The organism is Corynebacterium sp. HMSC074A09, assembly GCF_001811545.1.
Lineage (GTDB): Bacteria > Actinomycetota > Actinomycetes > Mycobacteriales > Mycobacteriaceae > Corynebacterium > Corynebacterium hiratae.
Genome location: NZ_KV805169.1, coordinates 1 through 12,760 on the forward strand (window position 1 = coordinate 1; position 12,760 = coordinate 12,760).

Consider the following 12,760-nt stretch of genomic DNA (forward strand, 5'->3'; position numbering starts at 1 on the left):
GAAGTCTTCCGATGGTGCATGCGCTACAACACCCGTAGACGACACTCCTGGTGCAATCTTCTAGCCCCCGATGACTACGAAGCACTCACATCAGCTACACTGACCCAAGCAGCATAGCTAACCCCCGACGTGTCTACTTTCCGGGGGTCAGGCCCCCCCATGCAATCCAGCCAACTCCGCAGCATCAGCCCTTGATGCACCACGCGCGCGTAAATCATCCACACTGCCCACCGCAAGCCCCACAAGATCCAACCCCGAACTGCGATAGGAGAAATAAGTCTCCAAATCCCCCATGCGACAAAGACTAAAACACCACCACCCACCCCGCAACCGGAGCGCTGTTAACACCTTGGGTACAAAGTTATCCACAGGGTGGGGATAACTCTGTGGAAAACGAATTCCACAGCCTTTCTCCACACCCTGTGGATAAGTGTTTTCACGCTTCCCACAGCCCGCACAAAAACTTCGAATTCAACCGATTAAGCTGCTGATCTGCGGTTATCTTGGCGCACACGTTCGGTAAATTACAAAAATGTAGTTATCCACAATGTGGATAACTTGTGTGGAATTCTTTCGCACAAAGGTTTTGGTGGATAACACGCCCGAGTTATCCCCAAAGCCCAGCTCGCAGCGCCGCTAACACGGCTACCACGACAGCAATAAGCCATATCCCCAGCCACCGCAGCCACGTGCGTTTGCGAAAGAGGAATGGTGCCAACAGCAGTCCTGTGAGCAAACCGCCCAAGTGCCCCCACACGGAGACGTTCTCCGCCACGAAGCTGTAGATAACGTTGGCCACCACGAGGACGATGGGTGCGCGCAGGTCTAGACCGCGGCTGCGGTACACACCAATGAGTAGACCCATGAGCGCAAAGAGAGCACCGGAGGCACCCACCGTGGGCGTGTCAAAATCCATCCACAGCACCGCGGCCGAGGAGCCCACCACCGAGATAAGGTAGGCCGCCGCATAGAGCGCACTACCCAAAGCGCGTTCTACTTCCCTGCCCACAAAGAGCAGCATCACCATGTTGACCAACAAGTGCCCGGCATCAAGATGCATGAATCCGGCTGTGAGCACCATGGCGGGATGCGCAGCCACATCCGGTCCCCACAACGTCCAGTCCTGAGCCAAGGAACTTTCGTAATACGGAGTGGCCAGGGTCTTGCCTTGGACGGCCGTAGCCAACCATGCCCCAATGCACAGCACCATGAACACAACGGTGACCGGTGCCGAACGGAGATAATTCTTCACGCAGACTCCTAAAACAACGAGCCCGCCACCACATCACGTGGCAGCGGGCTCGGATGAAAAGTTAAGAACGCTTAGGCGATCTCGATGGACTCGATGACGACGTCCTCAGCCGGACGGTCCATGCGGTCGGTGGAGACCTTAGCAATCTTGGACACGACCTCCTGGGAAGCCGGGTCGGTGACCTCACCGAAGATGGTGTGGTGGTTGTTCAGGTGCGGGGTCGGCGCCACGGTGATGAAGAACTGGGAGCCGTTGGTGCCCGGGCCGGCATTCGCCATGGCCAGCAGGAACGGGCGGTCAAACTGCAGCTCCGGGTGGAACTCATCCTGGAACTGGTAGCCGGGGCCGCCACGGCCGGTACCGGTGGGGTCACCGCCCTGGATCATGAACTGGTCGATGACGCGGTGGAAAATAGCGCCATCGTAGAACGGGCCGGACTGCTCGCCCTTGGCGTTCTGGGTGGTGTAGTCCTTCTCGCCCTTGGCCAGGCCGATGAAGTTCTCAACGGTTACCGGTGCGTGGTTACCGAACAGGTCGATAACAATGTCACCGTAGTTGGTGTGCATCGTTGCAGTTGCGGTCTTCTGAGTCATGCCAGCCATTGTATGGAAATTTCGCCCACCGCGTCGTTCCGGCACAACGCTGTGAGCGATCTGCGTAGGGTTACAAGCATGATCCGCGCCGTTCTCTTCGATCTCGATGACACCCTCATGGACCACACCGCCGCGATGCATGCGGCCGTCGAGGAGTGGCTGCCGGGCGGTCATCACGAGCGCTTCGCGGAGATCGAAAAGAAATGGTTCGCCGCCTACGAGCGCGGCGAGGTCACCCACCAGGGCCAGCGCGTGGAGCGCTGCCGCGAGTTCTTGGGCCGCCCAGAAATGACGGAGCAGGAGGCGCTGGCGGAATATGCCAAGTACCTAGCCGCCTACGAGAAGCATTGGTGCGCGGTGGAGGGCGCGCGGGAAGCACTCGAGTATGTCCTGGATTTAGGGCTCAAGGTCGGTGTGCTCACGAATGGGGCGCGAGACATGCAAATGGGCAAACTGCGGGCAGGCGGGCTCGACCTGCCAGGCGTTGAGCTCTTCCCCACCGTGGAGATGGGCCATCCGAAGCCGCACCGAGAGGCCTACCTTGAGGCTTGTCGGCGACTGGAAGTGGAGCCTGGCTCCACGCTGATGATCGGTGATTCGGTGGCCAATGATGTCGAGGGCGCCCGGGCCGCGGGGCTCAAAGCGCTGCACTTCGATAGGGCCGGAAACGGAGACATCGCCGCGCTCAGTGAGCTGACGGCGATGGGCTACTTTTAAAAGGTTTAAATCCAAAGATTTAAACCTCTAGAGGCTAGAGCGGACCTCGTCGCGGGCGAGGACCATATTGCGCAGGGAGGCCTCGGTCTCCTCGTAGCCGCGGGTCTTCAGGCCGCAGTCCGGGTTGACCCACAAGCGCTCCACAGGCACGTTCTTCAGAGCGGCGCGGATGAGCTCGGCCATCTCCGCCACGGACGGGATGCGCGGGGAGTGGATGTCGTAGATGCCCGGGCCGATCTCGGAGTGGAACTTCTCATCGATGTCCTCGAGCAGCTCCATGCGGGAGCGGGCCGCCTCGATGGAGGTGACGTCGGCGTCGAGGCCGGCGACGGCGTCGATGATCTGGCCGAACTCCGAGTAACACAGGTGCGTGTGGATCTGAGTGGTCGGCTTGGCCTCGAGTGCTACGAGGCGGAAGGAGCGCACCGCCCAGTCGAGGTAGGCCTTGCGGTCCTTCTCGCGCAGCGGCAGCAGCTCACGCAGGGCGGGCTCATCGATCTGGATGATGTCGATGCCGGCCTCTTCGAGGTCGCGGACTTCGTCGGCCAGCGCCACGCCGAGCTGGTCGGCGGAGACGGACTGGTGAACGTCATCGCGCACGAAGGACCAGGCCAGGATGGTCACCGGGCCGGTGAGCATGCCCTTGACGTGCTTTTCGGACAGGGACTGCGCGAACTTCGCCCACTCGGTGGTCATGGCCTTCGGGCGGGAGATGTCGCCGACGACGATTGGCGGACGGGTGCACCGGGAGCCGTAGGACTGGACCCAGCCGTTCTCGGTGACGACGAAGCCGTCGAGAAGCTCGGCGAAGTACTGCACCATATCGTTGCGTTCCGGCTCGCCGTGGACCAGGACGTCCAGGCCCAGGCGCTCCTGCAGCTCGATGACGGACTTCACCTCGTTGCGCAGTGCCTCGGTGTAGTCGGCGTCGGAGAGCTCGCCCTTGCGGTGTGCGGCGCGGGCGGCGCGAATTTCAGCAGTCTGCGGGAAGGAGCCGATGGTGGTGGTCGGCAGCTGCGGCAGGCCGAGGGCCTCCTGTGCCTTGTTGCGCTCGGCGAACTCCGGCTGGCGCTGAACCTGGCCCTCCGGCAGCTGCGCGGTGCGGTCCTGCACTGCCTGGTCGTGGGTGCGGGAGGACTCGGCGCGGGTGCGCACGGCGCGGTCGGCCTGCGCATAGGCCTCCGGGGTGTCCAGCGGGCCGGCGGCGAGTGCGACGACCTCGCGGATCTTCTCATCAGCGAAGGCGAACCAGGTGGCGACGTCCACCGGAAGGGAGGTCTCCGCCTCCACGGTGTGCGGCACGTGCTGGAGGGACACGGAGGTGGTTACGGAAACGCCTTCGCCGAGGCTCTCGAGCTTCTCGCGCAGGTCGCGCAGGTTGGCGGCCCAGACGTTGCGACCGTCGACCAGGCCGGCGGCGAGGTGGGTGGCCTCGGCGAGCTTGGCCACGCGCTCGAGGTAGGAATTATCTAGGGCCAGGGTGCCGACGGACAGATCCACCTGGACCGCTTCCGGCTGCAGCTCGGCGATGACATCGAGGCCAGCGTTGAGGGAACCATAGGGCGTGGTCAGGTAAACCTGCGGGCGCTTCTCCGCGCTCAGGATGCGGCCGTAGGCACTCTTGAGTGCGGCGGCGAGGGTGGAGTCGTCAGCGGCGACGAGGTCGGCGACCAGGGCGGGCTCGGCGAGCTGAATCCATTCGACGCCGGCGTCGTGAAGCTCAGCCAAGACGGTGAGGTAGGACTCGACTGCCTGATCGAGGTGGTCCAGGGGCTGCTTGGTGGCACCCTCGGCCTGCTTGGACAGCGCCAGCAGGGTCACCGGGCCGACGAGGACTGGGCGCACGGTGTGACCGGCGGCGCGGGCCTCCTCGACGATCTTCAGCACGCGCTGCGGGCGGGCGCTAAAAGCCTGGTCATCGGTGATCTCAGGAACGATGTAGTGGTAGTTGGTGTCGAACCACTTGGTCATCTCCAGCGGCGCGGTGTCCTTGTTACCGCGGGCCAGGGTGAACTCATCATCGAGGCTCTCGCCCTGGGCAGCGCCCACGGTCAGTGCGGTTTCGAGGACGTGATCGTAGTAGGCGACGTCGGCCGGGATGGCGTAATCCTCAGTGAGACCCAGCTCCTTGAGGCGAGCGTAAGTATCGAGGCGCAGGGAGTGCGCGGCGGATTCGAAGGTCTCGGCGTCGATTTTGCCGGACCAGTAGGACTCCAGCGCGCGCTTGAGCTCGCGGTGGGCACCGACTCGTGGGTAGCCCTCAATCGTGGCCTTGGGGAAGGATGCGGTCATGGGATGGCTCCAATTCGATGTAGCAGGTCAGTCGTAATGTCTGGATTGTTGTGCGTGTAGATGTGCAGCCCGTCGGCGCCGGCGTTCATCACCGACTTCGCCAACGAGGCCGTAATCTGCATGCCGATTTCTTTCTCTTCCTCGGGGGAGGTCGCTGCCGCGAGCTGGTCAAGGACCTTGGTCGGCCCGTCCAACCCGGACAGCTGGCACATTCGCTCCACCCGAGCACGGCTAGTCATAGGCATGATCCCGGGGATCAGCGGAATGCGCACACCCGCCAGCCGGGCGCGCTGGGCGAAGCGGACGTAGTCCTCCGCGTCGAAGAAAAGCTGGGTGATGGCGAAGTCTGCGCCGAGGCGCTGCTTGGCCAAAAGGACGTCGATATCCTCGTCCGGCGTCGCGGACTCGGCGTGGCCGTTGGGATAGCAGGCCACGCCCACCGCCAAGCGCCCGGCCGCCAAGCGCGCCACACGGTCGGATTCCCAGCGGCGGATGAGCCGGACCAGGGAATCAGCGTGCGGCAGATGACCTTCGGGCATGCCGCCCTCCGGCAGGTCGCCGCGAAGGGCGAGGAGGCCGCGGACGCCGGCGTCGACCAGCGTGTCGATCCAGCCAACGAGCTCTTCCTCCGTGCCGGCCGTGCAGGCCAGGTGGGCCAAAGGACGCATCGCGGTATCGCGCGAAATCTTCTCAATAAACGCCGCGGTTCCCTCCAGCCACCCGGAGCGCTGGGAGCTGGTGACGGCGATGTAGTCGGGGTTATACGCGGCGAGCGTGGCCAATAAGCGGTCAATCTTGGCGGCGTCCGCATCGTGACGCGGCGGGATCACCTCGAAAGAGAGAGCGGTGCGCTTGAGCTCCTTAGGCGTATCTTCGCTGATTTGGTCTAGTGGCGCGGATGCGGAGAGTCGCGGGGACATGCTCACCTCCTCCGCAGGTTATCGTTGTTTATCGTCGGTGTTGATGTCCCAAAACGTACCAAGCTGTCCATTTCTCGCGAAAGGGTTTTAGTATTGGTGATACCTTTAGAACCCAGTCAGCTGCACCGTTAACGCAAACCCACAATGAATAAAAACCCGCCTCATCCGTACAAAGCTGTCTATTTTTTTTGAACAGCTCGCGGCCTTTGCGCATATGGTGGCGGGACCTGCGCGCCGCCACTACGCTGAAAGGGAGTATCCAGCGCGAACGCGGGCACACCCCGGTTCGGCGCCGACAATCACTCCATAAACAGTTGTCCAACACACATCACCTCAGTATTGACATAAAGGAGCACCTGAGCCCATGAACCCCGCCGCCCTGTCCACAGCCATCAGCGCTACCTCCGCCCTGGTGGAGCGCCTCAAGGAACGCCGCGATGAAAAGGCTCGCGAGGCCTACTCCGTCCTGGAGACCGCCGCCGCCCGCATGGAAGAGCGCGATGGTGATTGGTTCTCCGAGGCCCGCCGCGAAGCGGGTGCCGTAACCAAGGCCGCGCACTCCCGCCTCGAGCGCGCCCTGGAGGAGCTGAAGGAACGCAGCGAAGAAGCCACCGAAAAGCTCTCCGAGGCTGCCGCGGAGGCCCAGGACAAGGCCTCCAAGCAGTGGGAGAAGACCCAGAAGCAGGCAGAAAAGAAGGCCTCCAAGGCCCGCAAGCAGGCTAAGAAGAAGGCTTCCAAGGCCGAAAAGAAGGCCCGCCGCATCAGCGGTAAGGACAAGAAAAAGGGCTCGAAGATCTGGCTGATCTCCGCACTCGTTGCCGCTCTTGCTGCCATCGGCGGCGGCATCTACTACTTCTTCACCCAGAAGAAGGAGAAGGAGTCCGCCGTCCCGCCGCGCGTCGAAGACTTCTCCTCCCCGTCTGCACCGCAGGGCTCCACTTTGGTCTACACCTCCACCACTGAGGACGATGCCAAGAAGGAGTCCGACCTGGCTGAGGAAGGTGTCGTCGAGCGCGACGAGGAGCTGCTGGGCTCCCTGGATGAGCAGCTGGCCAAGCACCGCGAGGAAGAAACCGCTATTCAGGACGCCGTCGAGACCGAGATCGAGGTCAGCAACGCCGACAAGAAGGATGCCGACACCTCCCGCATCACCGACGACCACGAGTCCGAGGGCAAGCACCGCCTCCACACCGAAGAGGAGAACTAATCCCCCATCCTTGGGGGTGCGTGTTTCGTTGCCTTGATCTCACTCCTTTGCCTGCACGGGCCCGACCTGCTTGAATCGAGGGTTAATCGGCATCGATCGTGAAGGATCGGTGCCCGCGCGCAGTTTTGCGCCGCCACCGTATCAGCAGCAGGCAAGGAGATCAGGAATGAGCTTCGAATCACTCATCGTCAAGCTCAAGAGCGGGGACACCTTCTATTTTCCGGCCGGTGCCGTCAGCGGTGATCCGTCCACCCGCGTGGATAACCTGCGCTTTGCCATCGAAAACGGCACGCAGTTCACCTCCATCGATGACTACGGCGTCGACCGCGAGTTCAACGGCTACGACGTGGACAACTACCACTTGGCTTAAGCCGCGCAACCCGTTACAGCGATCCTTCTTCGCTGTAATCTAAATCACCACCTTATGCGCCTTGCGCTATAAGATGAGTCCTTATGACTCACTATCCACGCATGCGGACGTGGTCGTGGTACCTCCCCGATGAACCACCTACCGGGGAGGTATCCCTCACTGAGACCACCGACTTCTCTCGGCCCGGCGCCGCCACGTGGCGGATGCTGGGTGCCCAACGCACCGGCGTCATCGGCATCTTCATCGCCACCCTCATCAACGCACCGCTGGGCGCGTTGGTCTCGGTCATCATCGGCCACACTACGCAGTATGCCTTTTCCGATCCCTCCTGGCGCACCGTAGCCTTGCCGCTTGCGGCCACCGCGGTCATCCTCTACGTCGCCTATATCTGCGAAGCCACAGCGGATGCTTTCACGGATCTGAGTCAGGCCCGCACCACCCACACGCTGCGCCTTAACCTGCTGGATAAGCTGCTGGGTGCCTCGACCGCCGGAATTAGCCCCGGCCGGCTGCTCAACACGATGGATGAGGATTCGCATTACATCGGCCAACTCAAGCAGATCCTCAACTTCCCACTCGTCATGGTCGGCTACCTCCTAGGCGCCGTGGTCAGCCTCGCTCCGGTTTCCTGGCAGGTCTCCGCCGCCCTACTGATCGGTGCCCTCGCCACCGCGCTGGCCTCGTGGGCCACCACCAAGCCGCTGACCAAGGTTGCTGCGCGCCGCCGCCAGCTGGAAAACACCGCGTTGTCACTCGCCACGGACTTCGCCCAAGGTTCCCGCGTTATCAAAGGCCTGGGCGCCAAGGACATTGCCCGCCAGCGCTTTTCCGACGCCGCTCACGAAGCCCTAACCACCATGCTCCACGAGGCCAAGCTGTCCTCCCTCATGGCCTGGGTGCGGCAGATGGTCCCCGCCTCCTTTGCGGTGGGCATCCTGGCCTGGACCTCCTGGGAAACCTTCGAAGGCCACATTGCCCCCGGCGGCATGATGGCGATTACCATGCTCGCCCCCCCGGCATTGACCGCGCTCGGCGTATCGCTGGGCCTGCTCACCGAGAACTGGGCCAGAGCACGCGCCTCCGTGGAGCGTGTTGGCGAGCTGCTGGGCCAGCTCGATACCACTACCGAGAAGACAACCGGCACGCCTATCGAGCTCTCCCCTGGCCTGCACGTGTGGATGCCCACGACCGCCGCGGGTCGCAGCACCGTGGATTCCTGGGTGCGCTACCTCAACGACAACGGCGCTTTGTGCCCGCCGCACCGCATCTCCGTGCTGGAGGGCACCCTGCAGGACAACGTCGATCCGCTGCGCGCGGCAACCCAAACCCAAACCCACGACGCCCTGCACGCCTCCGCCTGCGAGGACATTGTTATCCGCCTCGGCGGGCTAGGCCCGGGCGGCGAGCTTCCCACCGCACCCATTGGTGAGGCCGGCCTCAACCTCTCCGGCGGCCAGCGCCAGCGCGTCGCCCTGGCCCGCGCACTCGCACTCGATCCCGACGTTCTCGTGCTCGATAACCCCACCACGGGGCTGGATTCGTTGACCCTGGCGGACGTCGCCAAGCGCGTGCGCGAACTGCGCGCCGACAAGACCACCGTGGTAATCACTTCCGCCTCCACGTGGGCCGCCAACGCCGATGAGGTGGTGGAGCTATGAGCAACGCACACAAGACCACCAACAAAGACCGCGCGGATGCCCTCGCGCCCGCCTCCCCACAGGAGTGCTTGCGCTTCCTCAAGACCCTGCCCAGTGCCCCCAGCAGGCTCGGCATCGCCCTCTTCTTCGGCCTGTTTACCGTCACCGTCATCATGATGAACCTGGTCTCCCAGGTGCTCGGCCGCGTCGTCGACATCATCCAGGGCGTGGAGCTTCCCGTCCTTGGCACGGGACGCACAGCCATGGTCGGCGCACTCATCGTCATCGCGGTGGGCTTCCTCGTGGAGGTCACCGGCCGCACCCTGGGCCGCTACCTGGTCACCTCCACCACCCGCCGACTCTCGGTGGATCTGCGCACCTCAGCGCTGGATTCCACCCTCGGTGCTCCCGTGCCGGCCGTCATGGAACTAGGTACCGGCAACATCATCACGCGCCTGTCCAAGGATATCGACACCGTGGTCATGGCCATCTCCATGATGGGTGACCGCCTGGTGCTCACCCTCTTCATGCTGCCGCTGACCGCGCTCATGATGATCTTCATCCACCCCGCCTACGCCCTGCTCTTCATCGCGGTGAGCTGCCTGCTCTACCCCTTCATCCGCGGTACCATGCGGGATATCCCCGCCATCGCCAACGAAGTCTCGTCAGTAGAGGCCTACCGCAACAACGTGCTGCTGGACACCATCCGCGCACTGGAGACCCTCCGCCAGTTCTCCCTCAAAGACTGGGCACACGCGCGCATGGAGCGCTACTCCTGGGATACAGTGCAGGCCTGGGGTGACAAGGTTCCGCTCATCAACCGCATCGTTGGCCAGGGTGCCCTCGCCTTCGCGGTGCTGCTGCTGGGATCGGTCCTCATGTCCGTGCCCATGGTGATCTGGGGCTGGCTTACCCCTGGTGAGGCCACCGCCGCCGTGCTCTTGGTCATGCGCCTGGAGATCCATGTGTTCAACATCCTCTTCTTCGCCGGTGAAATCCAGCACTCCGTGACCTCCCTCGGCCGCGCCGTCGCCCTGGCCACCCTCGAGGACAGCGCGCACACCAGCGCGAACCAGAAGGGCACCGATACGAACCACAAGGACACTCCCCGGCTTAGCGACGCCCCCACCATCACCATCGAGCACCTCTCCTACGCTTACCCCGGTGGGGCGCCAGTGCTTAACGACGTCTCCCTGACCCTCACCGCCGGCACCACCACCGCCCTCGTGGGCACCTCCGGCGCGGGCAAATCGACCCTCGCCTCCCTTGTCGCGGGCCTGCAATACCCCACACAGGGCACCATCAGTCTCGACGGGATTGATACCGCCACGGTGCCGAATACCTGGATCACCGAGCACGTCGCCCTCATTACCCAGGAAGTCCATCTCTTCTCCGGCACACTGCGCAGCGACCTGCTGCTGGCGAAACCCGATGCCAGCGATGAGGAACTCTGGCGCGCGCTCAATACCGTGGGCCTTGATGAGAATTCGCGCTGGCTACCCCAAGGCCTGGACACACTCATCGGCGCCGGCAACGAGGAAATTGGCGCGGAGGCCGAGCAACAGCTCTCACTGGCCCGCATGATCCTGCGCCAACCGCCAGTACTCATCATGGATGAGGCCACCTCCGAGGCCGGCTCCGAGCACGCCGAGGTACTCGAACACGCCGCCAAGGCCGTCACCAAAGACCGCACCTCACTCGTCGTTGCCCACCGCCTGGACCAAGCCCGCGAGGCCGACCGCATCATCGTCATGGAACAAGGCCAGATCGTCGAGGACGGTACCCACGCCGACCTCATCGCTCTGGGCGGGCGCTATGCCTCGGCCTATGCCCAATGGGAGCATGGGAAATAGGTCTTCTCCGCGCCTACCATGGAGCTCATGCATCTTCTTTCCCTTACTGAAGCCGACCGCACCTATCTGGCCCGTATCAACTTCCTTGCCGATACTTTCGGCGATGAGCACAAGGAACTCCCTGAAGGTTTCGAGGAAGGTTTCGACTATTACCTCGGCGATTGGGAGCCTTCCCGCGGAGGTTTCATCGCTTGGGAGGGCCACGTCCCCGCCGGTGGCGTGTGGCTGAATTGGGGTACGGCTGAGCGCCATGGATTTGGCCACGTGGCGGAAGGTATTCCAGAGCTCGCTTTGGCCGTGGAGCCCCGCTTCCGGGGCCAAGGAGTGGGCACCCTGCTGATCGACGCCGCCACCGACCTCTCCCGGGAGATGGGCGCCCCGGGCATCTCACTCTCAGTGGCTAAAGACAACGACCGCGCACATCGCCTGTACCTCCACCTGGGTTTCGAGCCAGTCAGCGAGCGGGACGGCCACATCGTCCTAGTCAAGCGCTTCGACAGCAACGCCAATGCCAAAGACATCGACAAGGCCACATCAGAAGACAACTGATCAACAAGACCAGAAAGACCAGAAAACCTAAAAGGCGCTCACTGTGTGAGCGCCTTGTGGAGCATAGGAGAATCGAACTCCTGACCTTCTGCTTGCAAAGCAGATGCTCTACCAATTGAGCTAATGCCCCAGCAGCTACATAGCGTACTCCTTGTGCGCCCATCTACGAAATCATGACCGGCATAGTAATCCCCACCAAGCACGGTAACTTTCGTCACTTTAGTTAACTCACTCCTCATTAGTTGCGTGTCACCTGAGAAAACAACACGCGGAAGAGGGACAATGAGTCGTCTCTGAAACTTAAGTGGAAGGTCATCATGCACCGAATACTCCTCCGCTCCGTAGCCGCACTCACGGTGGCTGCCACCGTCATGGTGCCACAGCAGGCAACGGCCCAACAGCTGCCCTCGCTCCCACAGCCATCCATTCCACAGCCAACGATTCCGACTGTGCAGGACATGCGCAAAGAAGTAGACCGCATCGAGTACGAGGCCTACAAGGCCCTGCCCAAGGAGCTACAGGACGATCCAGTTTTTGCCGGGTCCTCACGCCCGGCGTCGACCCAGAGCACCACGCCACAAGCAGACAATCCCAACCACGCTGACAAGGCGAAGTCCCAATCAATAGCGGACGATACCTGCTCCAATTGTGTGGCCATCACTTACGACGATGGCCCAGATGCATTGACGGGCCAGCTTCTCGACACCTTGAAGGCCAAGGACGTCCACGCCAGCTTCATGGTTCTAGCTCCTCATGCCTATGCCCATCCCGAGCTCCTCCGCCGAATGGAAGCGGAGGGCCACACCGTTGGCAACCACACCGACACACACCGCGAACTAAACAAGCTTCCCGCGAATGAGGTTGACGCCGAAATCAAATCAGGCGCCGCAGCCATCAAGGCAGCAACTAGCGAAAGCCCTCGTTGGGTGCGACCACCCTACGGTGCAACGAACCAGACAGTCGCTAACGCGGCCAAGAACAACGGACAAGCGCAAGCCCTGTGGAGTGTAGACACCCTAGATTGGAAGGACCGCAACTCCGACCATATCTGCGCTGCAGCCGTAGACGGCGCCCAAGCAGGCGACATCATCCTCATGCATGACATTCACGTCACGACAGTTGATGCCGCCCCATGCGTTATTGACGGCCTCCGGGCCAGAGGTTTAGAGCCAGTATCGCTGGACACCCTAATCCCTAACCCTGAACCTGGACGCCAGTACCTCAGCAGGTAGACCACAAGGTAACAACCCAACATCAACTCATGCCGTAGGTGCAAGCTAACACAAGTAGCTTGCCCTACGGCATTGTCTTTGCGTAGATCCGTCTGAGGTCGCAGCCCTGGCTTAAGGGACATTTCGTGTGGATAAACC

At 62.4% G+C, this 12,760-nt stretch carries 11 protein-coding genes, 1 tRNA gene and 1 pseudogene; 8 read left to right on the forward strand and 5 right to left on the reverse strand.

Annotation, left to right across the window (positions count from 1 at the left end):
* Positions 1-117 (forward strand): annotated as a pseudogene (locus HMPREF2807_RS14270) (IS3 family transposase); the annotation flags it as partial.
* 490 nt (positions 118-607) lie between these two features.
* Here the strand turns inward: HMPREF2807_RS14270 and HMPREF2807_RS11375 are convergent.
* Positions 608-1,252: a rhomboid family intramembrane serine protease gene (locus HMPREF2807_RS11375; protein WP_070513020.1), complete on the reverse strand. Its 645-nt coding sequence runs from the start codon at positions 1,250-1,252 to the stop codon at positions 608-610.
* Positions 1,253-1,323: 71 nt separating this feature from the next.
* Positions 1,324-1,854 (reverse strand): peptidylprolyl isomerase, encoded by a 531-nt coding sequence (locus tag HMPREF2807_RS11380; protein ID WP_046648667.1) that lies wholly within the window; start codon positions 1,852-1,854, stop codon positions 1,324-1,326.
* Positions 1,855-1,923: 69 nt separating this feature from the next.
* Between HMPREF2807_RS11380 and HMPREF2807_RS11385 the strand changes: the two genes are divergently transcribed.
* Positions 1,924-2,562 (forward strand): HAD family hydrolase, encoded by a 639-nt coding sequence (locus tag HMPREF2807_RS11385; protein ID WP_070513023.1) that lies wholly within the window; start codon positions 1,924-1,926, stop codon positions 2,560-2,562.
* A 27-nt stretch (positions 2,563-2,589) separates the two neighbouring features.
* On the opposite strand, the gene metE is transcribed toward HMPREF2807_RS11385, so the two are convergent.
* Together metE and HMPREF2807_RS11395 are read right to left on the reverse strand one after the other, a co-directional pair.
* A complete protein-coding gene (gene metE / locus HMPREF2807_RS11390; protein ID WP_070513027.1) occupies positions 2,590-4,854 on the reverse strand; it encodes a 5-methyltetrahydropteroyltriglutamate--homocysteine S-methyltransferase in 2,265 nt (754 codons plus the stop codon).
* The gene (locus tag HMPREF2807_RS11395; RefSeq protein ID WP_070513029.1) at positions 4,851-5,774 is read right to left on the reverse strand and encodes a methylenetetrahydrofolate reductase; all 924 of its coding nucleotides are present in this window, start codon (positions 5,772-5,774) and stop codon (positions 4,851-4,853) included. The genes metE and HMPREF2807_RS11395 overlap by 4 nt, the downstream gene beginning before the upstream one ends.
* Positions 5,775-6,138: 364 nt before the next feature.
* Here HMPREF2807_RS11395 and HMPREF2807_RS11400 point away from each other — a divergent pair, with 364 nt between their 5' ends.
* The 5 genes from HMPREF2807_RS11400 (at position 6,139) to HMPREF2807_RS11420 (ending at position 11,390) form a co-directional block, all read left to right on the forward strand.
* The gene (locus HMPREF2807_RS11400) at positions 6,139-6,981 is read left to right on the forward strand and encodes a hypothetical protein (protein WP_046648673.1); all 843 of its coding nucleotides are present in this window, start codon (positions 6,139-6,141) and stop codon (positions 6,979-6,981) included.
* Between the two features lie 166 nt (positions 6,982-7,147).
* Positions 7,148-7,351, forward strand: coding sequence for a hypothetical protein (locus HMPREF2807_RS11405; protein WP_046648675.1), 204 nt, complete (start codon positions 7,148-7,150; stop codon positions 7,349-7,351).
* 83 nt (positions 7,352-7,434) lie between these two features.
* Complete coding sequence (locus HMPREF2807_RS11410; protein ID WP_070513032.1) at positions 7,435-9,009, forward strand: ABC transporter transmembrane domain-containing protein; 1,575 nt, start codon at positions 7,435-7,437, stop codon at positions 9,007-9,009.
* Positions 9,006-10,841: an ABC transporter ATP-binding protein gene (locus HMPREF2807_RS11415; protein WP_070513035.1), complete on the forward strand. Its 1,836-nt coding sequence runs from the start codon at positions 9,006-9,008 to the stop codon at positions 10,839-10,841. Before HMPREF2807_RS11410 ends, HMPREF2807_RS11415 begins: the two co-directional genes overlap by 4 nt.
* A gap of 18 nt (positions 10,842-10,859) precedes the next feature.
* A complete protein-coding gene (locus HMPREF2807_RS11420; protein WP_070513038.1) occupies positions 10,860-11,390 on the forward strand; it encodes a GNAT family N-acetyltransferase in 531 nt (176 codons plus the stop codon).
* 57 nt (positions 11,391-11,447) lie between these two features.
* Here the strand turns inward: HMPREF2807_RS11420 and HMPREF2807_RS11425 are convergent.
* Positions 11,448-11,520 (reverse strand) — tRNA-Ala (locus HMPREF2807_RS11425).
* Between the two features lie 187 nt (positions 11,521-11,707).
* Here HMPREF2807_RS11425 and HMPREF2807_RS11430 point away from each other — a divergent pair.
* Positions 11,708-12,622 (forward strand): polysaccharide deacetylase family protein, encoded by a 915-nt coding sequence (locus HMPREF2807_RS11430; protein WP_070513040.1) that lies wholly within the window; start codon positions 11,708-11,710, stop codon positions 12,620-12,622.
* The last annotated feature ends 138 nt before the right edge of the window (positions 12,623-12,760 follow it).

Coding starts and splice junctions, on each gene's coding strand:
- HMPREF2807_RS11420 (WP_070513038.1), top strand. CDS start 10,860: ATGGAGCTCATGCATCTTCTTTCCCTTACTGAAGCCGACCGCACCTAT.
- HMPREF2807_RS11400 (WP_046648673.1), top strand. CDS start 6,139: ATGAACCCCGCCGCCCTGTCCACAGCCATCAGCGCTACCTCCGCCCTG.
- HMPREF2807_RS11385 (WP_070513023.1), top strand. CDS start 1,924: ATGATCCGCGCCGTTCTCTTCGATCTCGATGACACCCTCATGGACCAC.
- HMPREF2807_RS11410 (WP_070513032.1), top strand. CDS start 7,435: ATGACTCACTATCCACGCATGCGGACGTGGTCGTGGTACCTCCCCGAT.
- HMPREF2807_RS11380 (WP_046648667.1), bottom strand. CDS start 1,854: ATGGCTGGCATGACTCAGAAGACCGCAACTGCAACGATGCACACCAAC.
- HMPREF2807_RS11395 (WP_070513029.1), bottom strand. CDS start 5,774: ATGTCCCCGCGACTCTCCGCATCCGCGCCACTAGACCAAATCAGCGAA.
- HMPREF2807_RS11430 (WP_070513040.1), top strand. CDS start 11,708: ATGCACCGAATACTCCTCCGCTCCGTAGCCGCACTCACGGTGGCTGCC.
- HMPREF2807_RS11415 (WP_070513035.1), top strand. CDS start 9,006: ATGAGCAACGCACACAAGACCACCAACAAAGACCGCGCGGATGCCCTC.
- metE (WP_070513027.1), bottom strand. CDS start 4,854: ATGACCGCATCCTTCCCCAAGGCCACGATTGAGGGCTACCCACGAGTC.
- HMPREF2807_RS11405 (WP_046648675.1), top strand. CDS start 7,148: ATGAGCTTCGAATCACTCATCGTCAAGCTCAAGAGCGGGGACACCTTC.